The organism is Vibrio jasicida 090810c (assembly GCF_002887615.1).
Taxonomy (GTDB): domain Bacteria; phylum Pseudomonadota; class Gammaproteobacteria; order Enterobacterales; family Vibrionaceae; genus Vibrio; species Vibrio jasicida.
The window spans coordinates 1181258-1203543 of record NZ_CP025793.1 but is presented as its reverse complement, the minus strand read 5'-3'; the positions used below and the strand labels follow the sequence as shown (position 1 = coordinate 1203543).

Sequence of the window (22286 nt, the reverse complement as noted above, 5' to 3'; positions counted from 1 at the left end):
TTAATAGGCTGTATTATTGCTGCGAGGTAGACTTTACATTTGATAGTACCAATTCTCGCCCATCCGCCATTATGCGTCGCAAACGTCGAGACTGAGGGTCTTGAATCAAGGAGCGCACATTAAGTGCTATCGCCTTAGAGTAAGACTTAGCTTCTCGATAATAATCGGCATATCCTTCTAAGATTCTAGCATTCGCTTTTTTAAAGGCTAAAGGAGAAATGTCATAGAATGACGCACTTTCTCGATACGTTTCTAGAATGCCATTCACACAAGCCAGTTGCTGTAATTTACGATTTTTGGTATTCGTGATGGAACCTTGGCGAACCAGATAGCCAGCTTGAATTGAATTCACCACTCCCACTTGGTATTTTTCACAAATTCTTAGCCACAACTCCCAGTCCTCGGCGTAAGGCAATTCTGCTTTGAACAGAGGAAATGCCTCCACCATCTTTGCATCCAGCATAACGGTGGACGTACCGATAATATTATTGGCAATGATCATATCCAATGGTTTGCTAAGCAGTAGAACGTCATCAGTCTCGTCTTGGAGTTGGTTCCAAAACCCAAAACAATCACTAAAGGGTTCATAACGCTCCGAGACATGAACATAGTTACTAAAACTCAGAGCTAACTCAGGATTGCTTTGATGTAAGGCGACCTGCATTTTTAACTTGTTAGGTAGCCAAAAATCATCAGCGTCGAGAAAGGCAATGTACTCACCCGATGCTTCTTTTACTCCCAAGTTTCTCGCCTCAGCCACGCCAACTCCATCGGTGTTAAGGAACCTAAGCCTGTGATCAAGCAGCGACTCAAGGTAACGCTGAGTTCGAAGGTCACCGCCGTCATTAATCACGATAACCTCAAAATTACGGTGCGTTTGATTGAACACGCTTCCAAGCGCTTTGGGGAGATATTCCAAACATTGATAGGTTGGAATAATCACACTGACTTTATCCATGCCATTATGCCTCTTCACCTGTCAGAACAATTCTGACCGATTAAAAGTAGCAATATCTAGACCATTCTAATTTCGGATTAAATCCTCATAAAAGAACGGTTATACCCAAGCATGGACGGTTTTTCTCAATTAAAGACTTCAAATTGAGAACGCCTTAAACTTCACCGTCATTTTTATTCTCAAAATAGAAATTTATCCCTAATTTATTGATTTTATGTCGATGATTGTTTGGTTTGTTTTTTGCAATTCCCTTCTCGACCGTGAACGAAAAGAAGCGAGCCATAAAATGAAAAAAATCGCGTTTATTACACCTAGCTACCCAGTTTTGAGTGAAACCTTCATTCAAACTGAAGTGGACGCCATTCAGGCATGTGGCCACGACGTGACAGTTTTTACGTTTGAAATCGAACCTTGCGAATCTTTTTTTACTTACGATGTTATCGAAATTGGTAAGAATATTAAGACAGAAGGCCTACAGCACCTTCGCGTTCAGGGGCTGTTCAAAGCATGTCACTTTGCATTCAAACAATCTGGTATTCCGAAGAAGTCGTTAATGGGTACAGGGCTTAAATTAGCATTCCAACTCGCTGAGCAAGGCATTGGTCACGTTCATGCTCACTTTTGTCAGCACACAGCAGCACATGCCATTGTCGCCGCTAAACTGCTCAATATTTCTTGTTCTTTTGTTGCTCACGGGCATGACGTTTATGAGTCTCCGTTTGATGTAAAAGAGAAGATCAACGCCAGCGACTTCGCAGTCGCTGTTTGCGATGACATGTATAACGACTTTCAAAATATGACCAACGGAAACGTAAAATTGCTCCACTGTGGTGTAAAACCTGAGCAATTCACCCCCGAAAAAAAGACAGACTCAGAACAATTACGATTGGTTTTTTTAGGGCGATTCGTTGAGCAAAAAGGTCTGCAATATTTACTTGAGGCGCTGGTCCCTATCGCCAATAAGCTCAATGTCCATCTTGATGTCATCGGCACGGGCCCTATGAAAAAAGAGTTCGTTTCGATGACTAGTGAACTTGGTTTGACTCATTGCGTCTCCTTTTTGGGCGCAAAACCACACAGCTGGGTAAAGGACAATTTACCAAAATACGATTGTCTCGTGGCTCCGTTTTGCTACTCGCGTACTGGCTGCGTCGATACCGGGCCTCTTGTCCTCAAAGAGGCAATGGCAGTTGGCACACCAGTGATCACCTCAAACGTCATGGGATGCAAAGAAATCGTCACCGATGAAACTGGATTTTTTGTAAAACAACACAATGTTGACGACATCACTCAGTGCATTAATGAGTTTGCGGAGCTATCTCTGGAGAAGCGTAAAGAAATGGGCAAACGCGGACGACAACGAGTCCTCAAATACTTTAATGCTTATCGACAAGCTCAAAGGCTATCCCAATGGATAGAACAACCTAATTAAGATCAAGTCATCCCACCCAAGGATGAACAACAAACGTTGGCTACATAAATGGAGAAGATCATGACTTACCGAGCAGAAATAGATGGATTGAGAGCACTAGCGGTCATACTCGTTATCTTATTCCACGCAGACATCGAAGCTTTTGCTGGTGGTTTTGTTGGTGTTGATGTTTTTTTCGTGATCAGTGGTTATCTCATTACTACCATAGTCATCAATGATTTAGACAAAAATAAATTCAGCCTTGCCGATTTTTATGAGCGACGTATCCGCCGTATCTTACCGCTGTTGTTACTGGTTATCGCAGTGAGTTATGTATTGTCTTGGTGGTTATTTCTCCCTCAAGCGCACAAAGAAGTCAGTGAATTTTCTGTTTCATCCATTTTGTCCGCTTCTAATGTTTTACTTTATTTGAAGGGTCACAATTACTTTGGTTTAGAGGAGCAGGCCAACCCACTCTTCCACACTTGGAGTCTAGGCGTTGAAGAGCAATATTACATCGTCATTCCATTACTACTGATGTTGCTCGCCCGAAATAAAATCATATCGTACCTTGCCTTCTTTATTGGTGTCTTTTTATTGAGTTTAATGACGATTTGGTATGCGAGTGGCGATCCCGATTTCGCGTTCTATATGATTTTTTCGCGAGCATGGGAACTGGCCGCAGGATCAATGATTGCCCTCATCATGAGAAAAACCAACGTAACACCAAACAATACGCTCGCAGTCATCGGTGTGGTTTTAGTCATGGCTTCAGCCTTGTTATTCGATAAGTCCAAAGATGGTGCGGGCCTTATGTTAATAATTCCTGTCATTGGTACATCGCTGATCATTCTGTTTTCAGCTAACCAAAATACGTGCGGTAAGGTACTTAGCTTAAAATGGATCGTCTTTATCGGTTTAATCAGTTACAGCCTATATCTATGGCATATCCCACTGTTGGTATTTTATCGTTATGTACTAACGGCCGGACAAGAATTCAGCTTCCTTCTTTATATCGGCATGCTATCAATAATGTCGTACATGACTTGGCGATTTGTCGAGAAACCATTTCGCAGCCGAAGAAAAATCGGCATGAAAACACTCACCGCTTCACTAGTATTGGTGACGGTACCCCTGCTTACATTTGGCTTTATTGGGCATACAAGCGGTGGTTTCCCTGACCGAAATGCATTTTTTGAGGCCATGCGTGTCAATAATGGCTACGGATTAGCGTGCAACGGTAATACAAATGTAAACGACGCCTGCTCTTCTTCATCGCAGCCGACAGTCGCGGTTTTAGGAAATAGTCATAGTATGGTATTTGTTCAACAACTAGCACGTGAAACGCCTGCAGGAGTGGTCCAACTTACTCAAGATTCTTGTGCGATTGGCTATATCGACGTGATTCCTGGCGTTAGCGGGCAATCTTGTCACGATTTCTTCACCAACGCAGTCAAAACCATTCAAAACACGCCTTCTATTCGACAGGTCGTCATTTCCTCTAACTTCGGAAAAGAGCTTTCCAGTAAAAACTATCAAGCTTCGCTGACGCAATTATTGAAGGGATTAGAAGACAAAGAGATAGTGGTATTTGGGCCAACACCTTCTGCGCCTTTTGCTATTGGCGAGTGCTTATGGAAAATCCGCTTATTCGGCGGTGAAAAAGGCACAGAGTGCGACTTTGCCCCAAAACAAACCCATCCGAAGAATATTGCGATTCTTGCTCAGTACTTTGAGCAGTTCGAACACGTTGAGTTTGTCGACCTAACTGATTACATATGCCAGAGAGGCAATTGTGTCATGAAGATCGACGCGAATAACGCGATGTATACCGACGCAAGTCATTTGTCCTATAAAGGAGCTGAAGTGGTATTAAGCAGCTACCAAAACGACACGAGCGATAGTCAACAGCTGGCCGCCAAAAACTAACGCATACGCCGCTCACTCAAATTCGGGGTAAAGACCAATAAAAAACGAAAGCTCAACGTTTACCCTATTAAGCGTTGAGCATCTTATTTAAATATTCGTGGATCAAAAGCAAATTCGAGCTTTTCTGCTTTCCTGATGATCTCTTTCATCTTGGGATGGTTTGGATTCACAACATAGTTGTTATCGCGGGGAGAAATGGTCGAGGGTACTTGTAATGCCGCGAACTCTGGATGCGGATCATTTAGAAATTGGTCACCAATGTACTGAGTGGATTCACTGGCGGGTATAGATCGCCAAGCTACCGGCAAGTCTTCTTCATCCAAAGCAGCAATCAGATATTCGGGCATCTCGATACGATACAAGTCATAAAGTCTCGTAATAGCAGGATCGTTATTAACATGGACAAATACTTCTAAAGAACAAAGTGACTCAGACTCCGAAAAATAAAGGGCCTCGGTTCCTTTTGAGTTCCATCGCCCTCCGTAAAGCTTTGCGCCAATCGGACTAAATGGAGATTCGGAAAACTTCTTTTGCGTCAGTCGATAGAGCTTCATACTACGAGAATACCCCGTGCTCTAATCGCCCTATCAAGTCTTTAACTATCTCGAAATCGACCGTGGTAGAGACCATGTCGAGTGGGCGTTTTCCTCCTAAACCATAGACGTTTTCTCGCATCCAGCCCAAAGCGCGCTCTTCATCATCAAACAACTCCGTTGCAAGTTTGAGCAGCATTGCTAAACGGTAGATTGCGTCGCTCTCTTGCGTATTAAAACGTTCTTCATTTTTTAAACGTCGTTTGATTGTGCTGACAGGGATAAGCGTCACGTGCTGAAATTCGCTTTGAGAGAGCTTTACGCGCTCAACGATATTCCGATAAACCTTTGGCTCAAAACCTTTATGAACCGCATCTGTACGACCGGTTTCGGCATCTTCAATGCCCAGCATAAACCAAAAATTTGCCTTAGATGGCAGCTTAGGTTTAAAGCTTTTTAATGTTGCTGTTGCCATCTTGAACTCCTAAAGACCAAATGGTCTTATTATTATGGTCCAAATGAGCCAACTTAGCAATCGTATAAAATGCGTTCAAAGTAGGCTTACTCGTATAGATTTGAATTACGCTGTATCTCGATCACTTTTCCATCCCGTTCAACTCTGCAGTGGGTAAGATCGTGCGCCCTTTGCTCGATTGATACATCGACAAGCAACCACCCTTTTTCCCTCTCTTCGGCAAAGAGATCGCAGAAACAAAGTGTGATTTAGTAGGTACACCCTAAGACGCTCCTAACAATTCAGCACCATATTGCTTTCTATTCCTTAAGTAAAAGCTCTAATCGTTCATAAAGTTTAGCATCCGATTCAGTGATAAATTGCATCATTTCCGCAAATTCGACTTTTAAGCCTTAAATATCAATTAAACAACCGTTTAAAACAATCGTACTAAAAAATAATTTGTTACAACCCGCTATTTGCTAATACTTAAGCCACATTTTTAACGTGGACATCAAACGCAACCAAGTGCTTTCGTGAAGCTTCTCTACGATACAAATTGAACTTAACTATAACATTTACAGGTAGTTATAAGCACATTCATACCCCGTTGGTTATATGAGATGGAAATAACAGATCTTGAAATTCAATGTTACAAGTATGTTAATTATTTTTATGCTTGAGATGAGTGTTTCGTGAATAACCTACTCACCCTCTTTATGGGTACATAAGCACTTTTATTTAAAACGCATCCTAATAACACATGGAGTTTCAGAGTGATATGAATACAAGGAATGCAAAACTCGCGCTTGCTATAGCGATAGCGCTCAGCTCCCCTAAGTTATACGCTGCGGGGTTTCAGTTATCTGAGCATTCTGCTGCGGGTCTAGGACGAGCCAATGCAGGAGAGGCAGCCATTGCCGATGGCGCATCAGTTGTCGCCCACAACCCTGCTGCGATTACGATGTTTGACTCATACGAGCTTTCTATCGGCGCCGCTTACATCATGCCAGAGGTTCGAGTCACCGGTAATGGTGCGTCAGACGCTTTTAATAATCAGCTAACCAACAATGACGTTGTTGATAATGTGATCGTTCCATCGTTTTATATTGCCGCCCCTATCAACGATTCATGGTCTTGGGGACTTGGTATATTTACCGACTTTGGCCTTGCCACTGAATATCCTGATGATTATCTAGCGGGCCCAATTGGCGGAGAAACCAGTTTAGAAACCGTCAATTTTAATCCAACTATCGCCTACCGCATCAACGATGAATTCAGTGTTGGTGCTGGAGCAAGCCTTGTCTATGGTAAAGCCAAGCTTACTCGCACCCTTGGAATCCTTGCTGATGCCATCAATGCCGATACCGGCGCTAATTTTACTCGCAGCGACGTCGCGAAATCACTTGATGGTGATGGTTGGGGTTATGGTTTTAATTTAGGCGCGCTGTGGGAGATAAACGAAAAACATCGCTTTGGCTTAAGTTACCGCTCCAAAGTTGATGTAGATTTTGAAGGTGATTATTACTCAGATATTCCAAGCTCGATTTCGATGCCACGTCAAACAGTGACTGGTGACTTAACCTTAAATTTACCAAGCATCACTGAGTTCTCTGGTTTCCATCAGATTACAGCGCCACTTGCTATTCACTACAGTGTGATGATGACGGGTTGGAGTGTATTTGAGGAAATTCGCGCAACCGTCGATGGACAAGAAGTTCTGCAAAAAGATGAGAACTTTGAAAACGCCTTCAAGTATGCGTTAGGGGCAACTTATCAGCTCAACCCTTCTTTCACTCTTCGCGCAGGTATTGCCTACGACGAGACACCTAACGTGAACGATAAGAGCATCAGCTTACCAGATTCCGACCGAATCAATTATAGCTTTGGTGCAACCTACGCTTTCAATCGAAACAGCCGAATCGATTTTGGCTTTACCTTTATCGATGCTGAAGAAGTCACGTTTACCGAGCCACTTGAACCACACGCTCTGCCGGGTGTTGATATTGCCTATCGTTCAGAGGGCGATGCCTACATCTACGGCATCCAATACAACCACTCTTTCTAATTATTCCTGACTGAGTCAATAAAACTAATTACAGGGAAGCAAATCATGCATGGAATAAACAAAACGGTTGTCGCTACGCTAATAAGCTCCACGCTTTTAATTGGTTGTAACAGTGATGATTATGACGAACCGCAATCCTCAAGCGGGTATGAACTGTCTGAATACGGCACACCTGAGTTGTGTGGAAATGGACAAGAATGGGCAAGCGCAGCAGAAGTCACTGCGATTGAAAACCTTGTTGAACTGGCCGAGGACAACAGTGTTGTGACCTTACCTGCTGGCTGTTTTAAAATGAATAACCAGTTAACGGTCGATTCAAAAAACAACCTCATTTTACGCGGTGCAGGTCTTGATCAAACTTACCTCGACTTTAGTAATGTTGATGGTAAAGACGGCATCGCAATCAGTGGTGGTTCTAATATCACTGTCTCTGATTTGCAAGTATCAGAAGCGTCAAAAAATGGCATAAAAGCCGATGGTGTTGAAGGTATCATTATTCGCGATGTTGCCGCGGTCTGGCTCGAAGTGCCACGTGCCCGTGATGAAGATGGTAACCTACGTGGTACTTATGGTATCTACCCAGTAAAATCCCAAAACGTATTGATTGAAGACACTTGGAGTTACGGTAGTGCCGATGCTGGTATCTATGTGGGTCAAACCATTGGCGCAGTAATACGTGACAACGTAGCGGAAAAGAACATCGCGGGTATCGAAATTGAAAATAGTTCGAACGTTGATGTCTATGACAACCTCGCTTTAGGCAATACGGGCGGTGTCTTGCTGTTTGACTTACCGGGAGCAACTACGATCGGTCGTTTAATTGATGATGTTCGTATCTTCGATAACGTGATTCGTGACAACAATCTAGAGAACTACGTTGATACCACTTGTCAAAGCGGACTTGGTGGATGTGGCGTAGTTGGTATTGTCCCGCCAGGTACTGGCGTTGTGATCCTATCTGGCCGTAACAGTGAGTTTTATAATAATACCATCTCCAACCATGATTCGATGGCGCTGGCCATGACCAGCTATCTATTGGTCAATGGTGACCCTAATGCCTACAGTCCGCTGAATGGCACATCCGAGGGTAATGCGGTAATGCAGGGTTGGAATCCGGTTCCGACCAATATGTATTTCCACGACAACACCATTACTAATACAGGCGCAAAACCTAACGGCTCGCTCATTGAAGATATGATTTTAGCTTATACCTTAAATCATCAAGCCTTCCCTGCGTTGTTCTACGATGGCGCGGGTGAATCACTAATTCGCTCCCAAATGTTTGCGCCTTTACGCGATGCTTTAAACAGCATGACAGGAACAACAGACTGGAACTACCTCACGGAGTTTAATGACGCAGAAAGTAATTGCTTAGTCAACAATGGAGCGAGTGTAGGTGTATTGGTTGATAATATGGACCCTACTGCCATTGCTCGCTACGCCGAAGATCCAGCCAATGCCGATTTCTTATACGAGAATGAGCAATCGACGCTACTAACCGCTGGCTGTGATTCTAAAACGCCATTAGACATCAATACCGTCACGATTAATGGTGTTATTTATGGTTACAATCAAACAGAAGACGGGGCTACTGACCCTGATAATCCAGATACACCAAACGGTATTGTAGGCAACGCGAGTTGTACTGTAGAAAATGTGTCTGGCATAAACTGGGATGCCATTAGGCGAGAAAGCGCGACCTACGGTGAAAACTGTGTGAGTCTTTCTCAATACAATCTGTTTGAAGATGCCAAAGATCCAACGCAAAACCTGAACTTGGCTGCATCAGCCAAAGGTACGCTGTATGAGATGAACGTTGAGCTCTTTACCGACTATGCACGCAAATACCGTTTTGTTGTGATGCCAAACGAAGTCTCCGCAAGCTACCGTGAGCGAGAGGTATTCGACTTCCCAGTTGGCACAGTATTGATCAAAACCTTTGCTCTTCCTTCAAGCACCGATAATGCGCGTGGTGAAAACGAGGAGATGATCGAGACTCGCCTGTTGATTCGTCGTGACAGTGGTTGGATTGCCCTACCTTACGTATGGAATGAAGACAAAACAGATGCTTACCTGACTGCAGTCTCTGTTCCGTTTGAACGAAGTGTGGAGCATAACGGTGAAACGCTTAATTTCACTTATGAAGTGCCAAGCCGAAACGAGTGTACCCTGTGTCACAAGGTTGAAGCCGACGTGTCCGACCCCACTGGCAATACGCAACCTAAGGGGTTCTCTCCAATTGGTCCGAAGGCTCGTAACCTCAACAGCGTACAGGACGTTTCTGATAGTTCCCCAGTTAACCAGTTAGTACATTGGGAGACATTAGGACTATTCACAGAAGCCTTGCCAGATACACCTGAGAACTTACCTAAGACCCCTGTTTTTAATACGGAGACTGGTGCAAGTAACCTGACGAATACAGAACTACTGGATTATGCCAAAGCATACTTAGATGTGAACTGTGCGCACTGCCACCGTACCGAAGGTAAAGCTGCAAGCAACCCATTCAAGTTTGAATACTGGCGTGAAGGTATTGGTGAGATGGGCATTTGTGCTCGCGGTATCACCTTCCATAAAGGCCCATCGCCATATGTAATTGTGCCGGGCGATCCAGAAAACTCCGTATTGCACTACCGTATCAATGTCGACAACGGAAACATGATGCCAGAGCTAGGTAGACACGTTGTCCATGATGAAGGAGTTCAGTTGATTGCCGATTGGATTAACTCGATTGATACAACAGGCTGGAGCTGTGTAGAGTAGAACTATCAATGGCTACCGAATGTTTAGGTAGCCATTAAGTTACATAGTTTAAGCTGCAAGACTGTATATTCTAACCCCAAACAAAAACCGCCTCACGAGGCGGTTTTCTTATTCCTAAGCGTTCAAACATCAACAACGTTAACGCATAAAGAACTTTTGTAGTGCTTTGATTGCCGTAGCACGTCGCTCCATCAGCATAGCAACACGAGGAAGCCAAGTTGGCGTAGTTAAGATCGTTTTAGCATGGCTAAAGGTTCTAAAGCCTTCCTCACCGTGGTAGTGACCGATACCAGATTCACCAATACCACCAAATGGCGCGTCTTCTGCGCCAACGTGCAAGATGGTGTCATTCACCCCGACACCACCACTGTGGGTATAACGGGTAATATGTTCAATCGTGCGTTTGTCATCCGACATGATATAGAGCGCAAGTGGGCGTTGATTCTGGTTGATATAGCTGATGACATCTTGCATATCACGGTAAGGCTTAATTGGCATAAGGGGACCAAAAATCTCCGCCTGCATAATAGTCATCTCTTCTGAAACATTGGTGACCAGATGCGGGTATAATCGTCGGCCTTCTGAACTCGTCTCGGGCACGGTATGTACTTCTGCACCCTTGGCTTTAGCATCTTCCAACACAGCCTTTAAACGGTCGTACTGGCGTTGGTTGATGATATGAGTAAAGCCTTGCTCGTTTTGACCTTTTAAGTAAAGCGCATCAAAACGTTGCAAGAAGAGCGCAACAAACTCATTGACTCTTCCCTCCGGTACAAAAGCATAATCTGGAGCAACACAAATTTGCCCCGCATTAATGCACTTACCGAACAAAATAGCATCGACCGCTTTATTTAAGTTCGCGTCTTCCGCCACGATAACCGGAGACTTTCCGCCAAGCTCCAATGTAATTGGTGTTAAGTTCTCTGCGGCGGCACGAGCCACTGCACGACCAACATTAGTTGATCCAGTAAACAGCAAGTGATCAAACGGTAACTTGCTGAATGCTTGAGCAACCTCTGCTTCCCCTTCGACAACAATGACATCATCGGGCAATGCTCGACATATCTCAGTGATCACTTTATTTGTCAGTGGCGTAAATTCACTCAGCTTAATCATGACTCGGTTTCCGGCTGCAAGAGCCGTTACCAAAGGGGACAAGCTAAGAATGACCGGGAAATTCCAAGGAGAAATAATGCCAACAACACCAACAGGTTGGTACTCCACCGTAACTTTTGAGGGAGCAAGCAATAAACCAGCATGACGACGGCTTGGTTTACACCATTTGTTGAGGCGCTTTAGGGTGTAGTTGATTTGAGCAACGGTCGGTAGTACATCTGTCATTGCCGTATCAAACTCAGAGCGGTAGCCAAAATCTTCACTCAACGCTTCAACTAAATCTTGTTGGTTATCCAAGATAGTCTGCTTGAGAAGATTAAGCTTTTGCTTTCTGGCGTCTAAGCCCGGGAATGGTTCTGCGTTATACGCCGCTCTGACTTTATCCAACTTCTGCTGTAGTAATTGACCCACTTCGACGTCGACGATCGCGTTCATGTTTATCTCCTTGTGCACCCGATAACGGGCAATGTCGCACTTATGTACAGTTCAACGTTAACACAAGGGCAACATTCTGACTATTAACGCAATAAGGAAGTTAGAGTTCAAACTCAGATTATTTTGCTTAAAGCGCAAGCTTCATTTTGTAGTAAGGAATTTCAGATTTGTAGAAGCGTTCACCCTCAACTTGCATCCCAAACTTTCCATAGAAAACCAGAGCAGATTCCCTCGCATCACACCAAAAATATTCAACGGGTGACAACTGTAAATTCGCTAAAATATATCGAATCAGGGAAGAGCCAATGCTTAATCTTTGAAACTCCGGTAACACCGCAAATTTGCGCAGTCTTGCTTTGTTGTCATCAAGATAGATTGAGGCAATCCCAACCAAAACATCATTCACAAACGCCCCAAAGTGTTCAGCGTCTTCATCACCCTCTACTATGCAATGCTCGATAGCTTTCTGGGGCCACAATACCTTATGGCGAATAGGCATTGCTTCTTGCCAAGTAATGGGACGAATGCTTATTTCCATCGCTCTATTCCTTTGCTATTTGTTCTTTCTTTTATATCGCCACATTTACTTTTAGGCTATGTTTATCAAGCATTAATTTCAGCTAGTTTCAGTTCATAAATGCCTAATCGTTGAGACGGATCCAACGTTTCAAAATCATGATCAACGTATTCTTTTAAAGAGGCTCCCGCTCGTTCCGCTACTTTAATGCTCGCGATGTTATCTTCCATACAGTGAAACTGAATCAAGCTCGCGCGCCCTCTTCCCTTCACTAACGGAATGATGACAGAGAGCACTTGATTGACGACACGATGACCACGCCCACTTTCTGCAAGCCAATACCCCACCTCGGTTACGCGTGTCTCTTCGTTCACACCTTTAATACCGAGAACGCCGACAAATTGATTATCCAGTAAAAGCGCAAACCAGTGTGCTTCGCTTACACGACTGTTGATACGTTGAGAAATGTAACGCACGGCTTCGCGTCGATTCTTTACGAACTCTGTCCATGGCAGATAACGAGACAGGCTGTCGCGGCTTTTATTGACAACTTCAAGTAACGTATTGGCGTGCTTGGTCATTAATGGCTCTATCGTAATACGTTCAGAAATTTGCAGCGGTTGGCTCGTTTCATACCCTTCGTACATCGTTTTTCCTGTTTGAATCTAGCTCTGTTTAATAAGAGTAAATGGTGTTGGTGCTTTATCTACATAATTTTGCCACACATGATCATAGAGTTGATGCTGATTCGCAAAAGGAGCAAGTTGCTTTGCCTCTTCTAACGAACACCAACGATAATCGGTATGTTCGTGGTTCAATACCACTTCTTGGTTGGGTTTACAAAACATAACAAAGCAAGGGATGACCATGATTCGGTTCTTATGGGCTTCATAAAACTGCTCAAGAAAATCCGCACTGTGAAGCTCGACGTCGTCAATTTGTGTTTCTTCCTTGAGCTCTCGAACGATCGTTTGCCAACCAGTTTCCTCTTCTTCGATCCCACCAGCTACATGACACCAATAACCACCTTTGACTCGCTCTAATAACAACATTTTCTTGATGCCGTCGAATTCGGAAATCACAACACCAGATACATGCGTTGCTTGAATAGGAATCATCCCTTTCTCCTTATGTATTTATTGTTTCTATATCTGAACGAGACAGTCTACCTTGCTTCAATAAGATCCGGAGCCTTAATCACAAGGTGCTGATCTTTTTGTCAGTCTAGTATGCTAAAGTGCGATCTCCCTCAATAAACGAGCCGTAAGATGCCTAATTCAATCAATTCGATTATTCCCATTGGTGTGCGCTTTATGGTGCTCTCTGCCTTTGGTTTCGCTCTCATGTCAGCCACTGTTAAGCATGTCAGCTTACATGGCATACCTGTATTTGAAATTGTCGCAGCGAGGGCTTTAGTTTCACTCGTGATCAGTTACCTAGATGTAAAACGCAAAGGCATATCAGTTTGGGGCAATAACAAACCCTTGTTGTTTGCGCGAGGCGCGGTTGGCACGATGGCGCTCATGTGTGTGTACTATTCCGTTACTACGCTACCCTTAGCAGAAGCGACCATTTTTCAGTACATTCATCCTGTATTTACTGCACTGCTCGCGGTCTTCTTCCTTAAGGAGCGCATTCAGTTTTCGACTCTAATTTGTATTGTGCTGTGTTTATTGGGTGTCTATGTCATGGTCAGTTCGGAAACGGGCCCTAATGCTGAACATGCCCTTCCGATGTTTAGTGTTATGATCGCGATATTAGGTGCATTTGGTAGTTCGATTGCGTACGTGATTGTTCGGAAACTCAGTCAGACAGAAGACAGCTCCGTTATTATCTTCTATTTTCCATTGGTTGCGCTTCCAGCATCTATCCTGCTCATCGGAGATCAGTTCGTGATGCCGGATTTGTACTTGACCTTGATGCTCGTTCTCGTTGGTGTATTTACCCAAATTGGCCAACTTGGTTTAACCAAAGCCATGCAAACTCAGGAAGCCGGTAAAGCCTCCGCCTACTCTTATGTCCAAATCATATTCTCAGTACTGCTGGGGATCGTGTTCTTTGGTGAGTTACCGTCCGCTTGGACTTACTTAGGAGGAGCACTGATTGTTACGGGCGCGCTTATCAACGTATTTGGACAACACTTAAAGTTGCCATTTATGAAACGCTAACAAGGCAAGAACCTGCTTTAAAATGCGAAAAGCCAGAGTCTGACTCTGGCTTTTACTTATCAATGATTGAGAACTTAAGCCGCAAACTTTAAGCCTGCAATACCAGCAACAATCAACAGTAAGCTTATGAGCTTGACCAATGTCGCTGGCTCATTAAATAAATAGATACTGGCAATCGCCGTTCCTATCGCACCAATGCCCACCCAAACACCATAAGCAACACCAAGTGGTAACGTTCTAAGCGCAATACCAAGCAACCAAAAGCTTAACGCCATAAAACCGATGGTGAATACTGATGCGCCAAGTTTGCTGAAGCCTTCAGAATATTTAAGCCCAACAGCCCATGCGACTTCGCATAGACCCGCAAGAAAAAGAATTGCCCAAGCCATTGAGAGATCCCTAACAAATGGGGCCGTCCCCGATAGTGATGAGAGCGGTGAGGTCGTCCTCACTTCTGGTACGTGCACAGTATAAAGAAAAACGTCTCTCACCTAAACTCAGTTTGTATGCGCACAAAATCCACTTCATTCAATTAATTAACGCTATAAATCCATTCCAATTAAATAAAATAGACATCGTTATTTAACAGATTGTATATAACCTTCTACTGTTGAAAATGATGCACTTATTGCATTAATCACACAAAACCTGATCATTAGTGCAACTACGCAATCGTTTGTGTGACGAAGATCGCTTACAAAAGCTACTGATAACTTTAGTATTTGCGCGAACCCAATTATAAGGTATTGCATACTAATGAAATACATCAAAACCCCTTTAGCTCTCCTAATCGGCGCTGCGTTACTTACTGGCTGCAACGACGACACTGAATACGTAGATGTTCAACCTAAAGAAGTAAAGATCGCCACTTATAACCTCTCTTTTGATCGTAGTACTTTTGAAGACCTCGTTGCAGAAATGCAAGTTGAACCAGCAAAGCAAACTGAGCTGGTAACGGCTTACCTTGACGGCACAATCGCCGACGAAGATAAAACAATGGCTGAGAAAGTCATTCAAATTCGTAACGTCGCAGCCATCATTCAAAAAAAACCGACCTGATGTTCTGATGATGGCGGAATTCAATAATGATGGAACTGGAGAAGATAAAGTCGCACTGGAAGGTTTCCAGAAAAACTACCTATCTATCGCACAAAGCCTTGAAGGCGCCGGTGGCGAAGCTAACCTTGAACCTATTGAGTATCCTTATGCGGAATCTTACTCAACCAACACAGGCTTAAACAGTGACCTTGACCTAGATAACAATGGCACTGCGGGCCAACTTCCTGGCGATGCATGGGGCTTTGGTTTCTATCATGGTCAATACGCATTTGCACTGATGTCTAAATACAAAATTGACACAGAAAACACACGAACTTTCCAAGAGTTCAAGTGGAAAGACATGGAAGGGGCAGAAATCCCAACCATCACTATCTGTGACGGTTCACAAACGATCCCTGATGGCATGGCCTGTGGTGACGATTGGTACACAGCAGAAGAGTGGGATGTTGTTCGTCTGTCCTCTAAAAACCACGTAGATGCTCCGATTATTATCCCAACAGAAAAAGGCGACGAAGTTGTACATCTTTTGATGTCTCACCCTACTCCACCGGTATTCGATCCAGGTAAAAACAAAGTTCAAAACGGTGCAGAAGTTGAGTTCTGGCATCACTATGTACAAGGTAAAGAATACTTCTACGATGATGCAGGCAACAAAGGTGGCTTAGCTGAAGGTGCGAAGTTTGTGATGATGGGTGACCAAAACCTTGACCCATTGGATGGCGATGGCTTTAGTGAAATCATGCAAGACTTCCACAATGATCCGTTGGTAAACCAAGATGTGATGAATGGCGAGCTTTACCCAACAAGCTATGGTGCAGCCGAGCACGCGGTAGACAAAAACTCAACACACCCAATTCCAAACCGCATTACGTCTACATTCGGTCTTGGTGTTGACTATGCGATGCCATCAGCGAACCTAAATGTGGCTGATTCTGGTGTTTACTGGGCAGCATCATATGAAGAAGGTCGCAAGCTGTTTAACGACGACCGTATCGGTAAGTACGGCAATGGCAAAGATGTCTCTTCAGACCACCGTATGATTTGGATTAAGGCCCAGTTCTAAAAACTGCACTTAGAAACGAAAAGTCATAATACAGGAGCCTCGGGTATGCCGAGGCTCTTTTGATCGTGCTCGTACAAAATTACCAATGATAAGTCAGCGATACACCAACGTCTTCACTCGTCACCCATGGGACAAGCTGCACATTTTCATCATAAGCATCAGTGAAGACATACGCGCTCAACGTACCTAAAGCTGCACCAGCAAGAACATCACGCCAATAATGTTTTTTGGCCTCCACACGCCCTACACCCACCAGTGCTGCAACACCATATGCAGGTAAACCAGCTTCCCAACCATAACGTAAATAAAGGTTTGTTGCCGAAGCAAAAGCGTTAGCCGTATGGTTGGATGGGAAACTGTCGTTACCACTTTTATCCGGACGTTCTGCATCTATAGTGGCTTTACCGATCAAACCGATGCCTGAAGCAGCACCAATGCTGAACCCCGCTTGCCAAAAGCCTTCCCAATCCCCTTTGTAAGCAGGGACGGCCGCTGCGGTAGCAACTAGGCCATACGCACCAATGTCAGTCAGAATATCCCAATCTTTTTCACTCATTGCATACACAGACTGAGACCCCATTATGGAGGCCACACCAACCAAACGTACAATTTTCTTCATTAATACAACCAATTATGATTCAACTCGGGCGAAAACTATCACAGCTATCGCGACTCTTCGACCCGAAACTGTAACAATTCATCCGTGAATTGATTGTGAAAAAAAAGCCAACCATAAGAGATGTGATTGGCTGTATATACGTGTGAACAATCTAGTTCACTAACAACGTCAGTTGGCTAGGTGACCCTCGGCTTAAAGGGTCACTCTAACTCAAGCATTAGATGTGTCAATTTTCAGTTACAACTTAACCAATTGATATTCAACTAATATCAATTAATCACCATGAATAATGATCCATTGAGCATTACTGAGAATGCAATATGCGAACGTATTTTCGCAAATAGCAACCAATAAGGAAAAATTCAGGGTTTACGAGCCAAATCTCTCGCTAAAATTAACGCCAAACCAAACACTTGAAGAAACAAGCCAATACTTTTATACCAAGCCATGTTTTCCTCCAACTCTGACATCACTTCACTGATCTCCAAGTTTTCAAGGTAATAGCCATCAATTCTATTTCGATCGTTACCTTGAGCGTGATTAATTTCTGCCATCAGAGTTGGAAGTTGAGTGATTTCGATTGGGCTGACCTTTTCACCAGTCCAAGCAGACAAATGCGCTCTGAGTACCTTGTTCATTTCTTCGGAGACGCTCTGGCTTTGAGCTAAATGTAAATGCAATAACAGCACTTCCCGTTTTCGCTCTAGCGTTTCAACCCTGTTCCAAGCAAGTTGAATCGAATAAAGATTATCAGCTTTTTGATCAGCAAGAAGGCTTGTCTCTTTTCCAAGTTTATCCAACACCACACTGGTTAAGATAATTGCTGCTATGTTCAGTACTAAGCCAACCAGAACAAGCAGCCAAGCTGGGGGTAAATACGTTGATTTTTTTACCATAAGTGATCGTAGGGCAAGTAGATTAAGTTAAGTGCGACTAAACCAATCATAGTCAAGAAGGTTAACTTCATCCCGGTAACACGACCTTTCAGCTCTTCTCCAAGTATCCCTTTTGCATGAATGACGCGGCCAATGACGAACGTGATACCAGCAAGGTGTATCCACCAGACTGGTGCGCCATTGTATTCAAGTAATGCCATGAGAATGAGGGTGATGGGAATATATTCGCTTGCATTACTTTGCGCACTGCGAGCAATTTGAAGCGCTTCAACGCCCCCGTCAGCATAAGCAATTTTGTTACTTCGTCTTTGTTTGATGACTTGAAAAGCAAGCCAGATGAGCAATAGCGTGAGGACAGAAGCGTAGAGAGCGGTAATCATGACAATTCCTTCTTTAGAGTTCATTATGGGTTAACTATATATTAAATATAAGCTAGCCCTATGAATCTAAAGAAGGAATCAATTAAAGTGAGTGGTCGGCAAGCTTTTTGCGCTTGGCAAGTTTGGCGATCCCTTCAAAGATAGTAAATAGCAGCCCTACCCAAATAAATGCAAATGTCACGGCTTTTACGCTATCGAATACTTCTCCAAAAAATACAACGGCTAAAACAAACTGTAAACTCGGCTCGATGTATTGCATTAAACCAACCGTTGATAAGTTAGTAATACGAATAGCAATGGAGTAGAAAATTAACGGTAATAGCGTAACCGGAGCACTCCCCAAATAGAGCATAAATGTTGTTACATCAACCGTTGATGCTAGCTGACCAAAGTTCCACTGTTTAATAAATAAATACGTTAAGGCAAACGGTGTTAACACAATGGCTTCGACAAAAAGCGTTGTACTCCAATCATAATTGATCTTTTTCTTGAATAAGCCATAGAGTGAAAAGAACAACCCCATCGTCAACGCAACTAAAGGTAACTGACCATATTGAATCACCTGGTAGATAACACCAATTGATGCCAGTAATATCGCAATAAACTGCCCTTTTGAAAGCTTATCTCCTAAGACAAACACCCCAAGGGCCACTGAGACAAGCGGGCCTATAAAAAAGCCTAAGCTAGCATCAATAACACGGTTATTCGTTAACGCCCACGTAAACGCCACCCAGGATATACACATCAAACTACTGGCAACAAACGTGTACCATAGTGATTTTTTATCTTGCCAAATTGCCGTCCATTTAGGCCAATGGCGGGTGATCGCCAAAACCATAATAAAACCAACCGGAACTGAACCAATAATGCGCAGTGCCAATAGTTCATCCATTGAAGCATTAGGTAAAAAACGATAGTAAATAGGCAGTAATCCCCAGATTACAAAGGACAACGCTGCCATGAAATTGCCGTAACGACTGTTGTTCATAACTAACTCGACAAAGAAAAGTGACGCGATTCTATAGTGAGAACGCGTTTTGTAAAGCGAATTTGACCTTCTCGGATAACTACAAAGAGAGACCTTGGATCACCGCAGTAATACCACTAACAAAGCACAGTGTGAGAGCGCCAAAACGAATCTTTTCTTTTGGTAAAGACTGCGTTGTTTTTACCGCTAACCAGTAACCAAGTGCGGCCGCTGGTAGCAAGGGCAAAGTAATCACCAGGTGATGTAAGTTAAAGAAACCCACAGGGATCTGAACAATCAAAGAGATAATAGAACTGAACACAAAAAACGCTGACAGGTTACCACGTAACTGATTTGCTTCTTGATGTTGCAATAAAAGCGCCATTGGTGGTCCACCAATAGCAGAACTCGTACCAAATAAACCAGAAAAGAATCCAGCAAAAGTCATACGACCTGGCGTAGGTTCAATACGAAATGGCAACACGCTGACGGAAACGGCAAACAGAACCAAAAAGCCAATCCATAAAGTTAATGCTTCTGTCGAAACGAAAAACAGTAAGACGCCACCAGCAATTGATCCGGGAACACGTCCAATCAGTGCCATCTTTAAACCGCCAATTTCGACGCTGCTTCTGTGCTTCATCGCATTCATTAACGAGATAAACAATGCAACCAAACAGATAGGTGCAGGCACATACTCTGGAGCCCAGAGAATGAGTAGTGGCGCGGCGACAATAGCAAGGCCAAATCCAATCGCGGTTTGAACGTAAGAGCCTAAGAAGATCAGCCCCATAGCAAGCAAGTTTGTAGAATCGAATTCCATCGATGTCATTCTTATATTTGATTTCATGATTAGAAAGCAGAATGAATATCAGATAGTAATAATTCCCCCACTCTCGCCCTGCGTAGGATTCATCAAAGCGCACTAAAACACAATCAAAATGTGTCAACATTTGAACTTCTTAGTCTCAGTTTCTACGACTTTACAATTCATACAGATTTGCAACGCTAGATTTACGATTTCCACACTATCCAGCACAAATAAACGGAACTATAATCACACTCCATTTTAGAGTGGATGTACCATATAAATTCACCATTTATGGAAATTAATAGTCTATAGCACCATATAAATTAAAAACATTAGACTATCGTATCAACCTAATTAAAAGATGATTTATGAAAAGAAAATCAGGTTTTACTTTAATTGAGCTTGTTGTTGTTATCGTTATCCTTGGTATTTTGGCTGTCACCGCTGCTCCGCGCTTTTTAAACATTCAAGACGATGCTCGTGAAGCTCGCTTGGAAGGGATGAAAGGTGCGATAGCTTCTGGCCTAGGGATCGGTTTTGGGAAAATGGCTGTAGCGGGTTTAGAGCACTATCGTTACGTCTCAAATATTGGTCCTGACACCGGAATTACACCAAACACACCAGCAATGGATCTTCCGTTTCCTGGCTGTGAGGTCAATGGAAGCAACAGTTGTACTTTTCGTTATGGTTATGCCGACGCCGATGAATCTAGTCTAAGTATTCTCGTAGCAGAGTTAGACGATAGACACGGTGAAAGTGATTGGCGTGTCGAATCTGACGAAGATGAGATCACTGCCTATATCTACGCTCGAGACGACGGTAAATCAGATGCGACACAATGCGCAATTAAATATACGCCGCCAGTCAACCAAAGTGGGGAATATACGTTAGAGATTTTACCTTGCTCTAAATAACAAAAAGGCTGCCAAATTGGCAGCCTTTTTGTTCACTGTCGGATAGACTACGCAAAATTAAACACGTGTTTATCCATCATATTCACCATACGACCTATCTCAGGCTTGGTGATGGTGTCATTCGCACCAAGAGATAATGCCTTCGCGCGGTTGTCTTCACTCATCAAAGAAGAGAACATCACAATTGGAGTTTGGTTGTACGCTTCTGTATCACGCAGTCGTTTCACTAAGTGCATGCCATCCATACGAGGCATCTCAACGTCAGTGACGACAGCATCAAGCAACTCACGCACTGGTAAGTTTTCTTCTTTCGCCACTTCAATCAAGCTCATTAGCTTTTCATACGCTTCACCACCATCTTTACAAGTGATCACGTTATAACCCGCAGAAGCCAAGGTATCTTGAATCAGAGAACGAATAAATGCAGAGTCATCCACAACCATAATAGTTTTAGCATTACGTTTGCCAACCATTCGCTGGTTCAAATCAACCGATTTATCGCCCGTCACATCGTATTTTTCCATGCTCAGTTCTGGGTTGATGTCAGCAATGATTTTTTCGAAATCGAGAATCATGATTAAGTTGCCATCTTTACGCACAACGGCAACGACACAATCTTGCTCCCCAGCTTCTAGAAACTGGCTTGGAGATTCAACATCATTCCAAGAAATACGATGAATACGAGAAATACTGTCGATCAAGAAGCCATTAGTCATCTTGTTAAAGTCAGTAACGATAACAAACTTACGTTCTAAATCACGGCGTGTCGGGACACCTAACCAACCAGCAAGATCAACAAGAGGCGTAAGCACTTCACGAGAAGAAAAGACACCAATCATGTGCGGTTGGGCGTTCGGATAATCAGTCGTCTCTGGGACGCGAATCACTTCGCGAACCTTAGCGACGTTAATGCCGTAAAAACATGTTTTTGTGCTGCCATCTGGCATTTGTTTTTCTAGATGGAACTCAATGATTTCAAGTTCATTGGTGCCACTTTCAGTCAAAATGGTGCTGGTTACGTTACTCATAAACCCAATTATCCAAAATACGCATCAAGAAAAAGAGGCTTGATGCAATGCCACAGAGAATCACTTCACAGGCGAAAAATCCAAGAGTCCTTTTGTAGTCGTTGAGACAGAATTTGTAAATAATCAAAAGGATGCGAACTGCACACTTCTCTATCAAATGCTGAAATTTTGTCTCATTTTTGAACAAAACACATTCA

20 protein-coding genes and 1 pseudogene are annotated in these 22286 nt (G+C 43.4%); 7 read left to right on the top strand and 14 right to left on the bottom strand.

Features of this window, described 5'->3' with window-relative positions:
* Positions 1-13 precede the first annotated feature (13 nt).
* Positions 14-958, bottom strand: coding sequence for a glycosyltransferase family 2 protein (locus tag C1S73_RS22885; RefSeq protein WP_038867733.1), 945 nt, complete (start codon positions 956-958; stop codon positions 14-16).
* A gap of 286 nt (positions 959-1244) precedes the next feature.
* On the opposite strand from C1S73_RS22885, the gene C1S73_RS22880 reads away from it, so the two are divergent.
* Both C1S73_RS22880 and C1S73_RS22875 read left to right on the top strand, forming a co-directional pair.
* Entirely contained in the window at positions 1245-2390 is a 1146-nt protein-coding gene (locus C1S73_RS22880) for a glycosyltransferase family 4 protein (protein WP_038868104.1), read from the top strand.
* 60 nt (positions 2391-2450) lie between these two features.
* Complete coding sequence (locus tag C1S73_RS22875) at positions 2451-4298, top strand: acyltransferase family protein (protein ID WP_038867735.1); 1848 nt, start codon at positions 2451-2453, stop codon at positions 4296-4298.
* A gap of 83 nt (positions 4299-4381) precedes the next feature.
* On the opposite strand, the gene C1S73_RS22870 is transcribed toward C1S73_RS22875, so the two are convergent.
* Both C1S73_RS22870 and parS read right to left on the bottom strand, forming a co-directional pair.
* Positions 4382-4852, bottom strand: a complete 471-nt coding sequence (locus tag C1S73_RS22870; protein ID WP_038867737.1) for an RES family NAD+ phosphorylase — start codon at positions 4850-4852, stop codon at positions 4382-4384.
* A gap of 1 nt (position 4853) precedes the next feature.
* Positions 4854-5306 (bottom strand): type II RES/Xre toxin-antitoxin system antitoxin, encoded by a 453-nt coding sequence (gene parS, locus C1S73_RS22865; protein ID WP_038867740.1) that lies wholly within the window; start codon positions 5304-5306, stop codon positions 4854-4856.
* Between the two features lie 760 nt (positions 5307-6066).
* Here parS and C1S73_RS22860 point away from each other — a divergent pair.
* Positions 6067-7353, top strand: a complete 1287-nt coding sequence (locus C1S73_RS22860) for an outer membrane protein transport protein (protein WP_038867743.1) — start codon at positions 6067-6069, stop codon at positions 7351-7353.
* A 45-nt stretch (positions 7354-7398) separates the two neighbouring features.
* Entirely contained in the window at positions 7399-10116 is a 2718-nt protein-coding gene (locus C1S73_RS22855; RefSeq protein WP_038867746.1) for an SO2930 family diheme c-type cytochrome, read from the top strand.
* A gap of 138 nt (positions 10117-10254) precedes the next feature.
* Here C1S73_RS22855 and C1S73_RS22850 read toward each other — a convergent pair whose 3' ends face one another.
* The 4 genes from C1S73_RS22850 to C1S73_RS22835 all read right to left on the bottom strand — a co-directional run bounded on the left by C1S73_RS22850 (position 10255) and on the right by C1S73_RS22835 (position 13302).
* Positions 10255-11667: a coniferyl aldehyde dehydrogenase gene (locus C1S73_RS22850; RefSeq protein ID WP_038867747.1), complete on the bottom strand. Its 1413-nt coding sequence runs from the start codon at positions 11665-11667 to the stop codon at positions 10255-10257.
* A 127-nt stretch (positions 11668-11794) separates the two neighbouring features.
* Positions 11795-12205 carry a GNAT family N-acetyltransferase gene (locus tag C1S73_RS22845; protein ID WP_038867749.1) on the bottom strand — a complete coding sequence of 137 codons (411 nt, stop codon included), beginning with the start codon at positions 12203-12205 and terminating at the stop codon, positions 11795-11797.
* 65 nt (positions 12206-12270) lie between these two features.
* Entirely contained in the window at positions 12271-12831 is a 561-nt protein-coding gene (locus C1S73_RS22840; protein WP_038867751.1) for a GNAT family N-acetyltransferase, read from the bottom strand.
* Between the two features lie 18 nt (positions 12832-12849).
* Positions 12850-13302 (bottom strand): NUDIX hydrolase, encoded by a 453-nt coding sequence (locus tag C1S73_RS22835; RefSeq protein WP_038867753.1) that lies wholly within the window; start codon positions 13300-13302, stop codon positions 12850-12852.
* Between the two features lie 150 nt (positions 13303-13452).
* On the opposite strand from C1S73_RS22835, the gene C1S73_RS22830 reads away from it, so the two are divergent.
* On the top strand, positions 13453-14352 hold the full coding sequence (locus tag C1S73_RS22830) for a DMT family transporter (RefSeq protein ID WP_038867754.1): 900 nt from the start codon (positions 13453-13455) through the stop codon (positions 14350-14352).
* A 74-nt stretch (positions 14353-14426) separates the two neighbouring features.
* Here the strand turns inward: C1S73_RS22830 and C1S73_RS22825 are convergent, their stop codons facing one another.
* Positions 14427-14741 (bottom strand): DMT family transporter, encoded by a 315-nt coding sequence (locus C1S73_RS22825; RefSeq protein WP_038867756.1) that lies wholly within the window; start codon positions 14739-14741, stop codon positions 14427-14429.
* A 367-nt stretch (positions 14742-15108) separates the two neighbouring features.
* On the opposite strand from C1S73_RS22825, the pseudogene C1S73_RS22810 reads away from it, so the two are divergent.
* Positions 15109-16474, top strand: a pseudogene (locus C1S73_RS22810) (endonuclease/exonuclease/phosphatase family protein).
* A gap of 79 nt (positions 16475-16553) precedes the next feature.
* Here the strand turns inward: C1S73_RS22810 and C1S73_RS22805 are convergent.
* From C1S73_RS22805 to C1S73_RS22785, 5 genes are all read right to left on the bottom strand, one after another.
* On the bottom strand, positions 16554-17093 hold the full coding sequence (locus C1S73_RS22805) for a phosphatase PAP2 family protein (protein WP_038867758.1): 540 nt from the start codon (positions 17091-17093) through the stop codon (positions 16554-16556).
* 362 nt (positions 17094-17455) lie between these two features.
* Complete coding sequence (locus tag C1S73_RS22800; protein ID WP_038867760.1) at positions 17456-17989, bottom strand: hypothetical protein; 534 nt, start codon at positions 17987-17989, stop codon at positions 17456-17458.
* Complete coding sequence (locus C1S73_RS22795) at positions 17983-18369, bottom strand: MAPEG family protein (protein WP_038867763.1); 387 nt, start codon at positions 18367-18369, stop codon at positions 17983-17985. Before C1S73_RS22795 ends, C1S73_RS22800 begins: the two co-directional genes overlap by 7 nt.
* Before the next feature lie 82 nt (positions 18370-18451).
* Positions 18452-19357 (bottom strand): EamA family transporter RarD, encoded by a 906-nt coding sequence (rarD, locus tag C1S73_RS22790; RefSeq protein ID WP_038867765.1) that lies wholly within the window; start codon positions 19355-19357, stop codon positions 18452-18454.
* 79 nt (positions 19358-19436) lie between these two features.
* Positions 19437-20159 (bottom strand): sulfite exporter TauE/SafE family protein, encoded by a 723-nt coding sequence (locus C1S73_RS22785; protein ID WP_038867766.1) that lies wholly within the window; start codon positions 20157-20159, stop codon positions 19437-19439.
* Positions 20160-20515: 356 nt separating this feature from the next.
* Here C1S73_RS22785 and C1S73_RS22780 point away from each other — a divergent pair, with 356 nt between their 5' ends.
* Complete coding sequence (locus C1S73_RS22780; RefSeq protein WP_038867769.1) at positions 20516-21061, top strand: type II secretion system protein; 546 nt, start codon at positions 20516-20518, stop codon at positions 21059-21061.
* Between the two features lie 47 nt (positions 21062-21108).
* Here the strand turns inward: C1S73_RS22780 and C1S73_RS22775 are convergent, their stop codons facing one another.
* Positions 21109-22089 carry a chemotaxis protein gene (locus tag C1S73_RS22775; protein WP_038867771.1) on the bottom strand — a complete coding sequence of 327 codons (981 nt, stop codon included), beginning with the start codon at positions 22087-22089 and terminating at the stop codon, positions 21109-21111.
* Between the last annotated feature and the right edge of the window lie 197 nt (positions 22090-22286).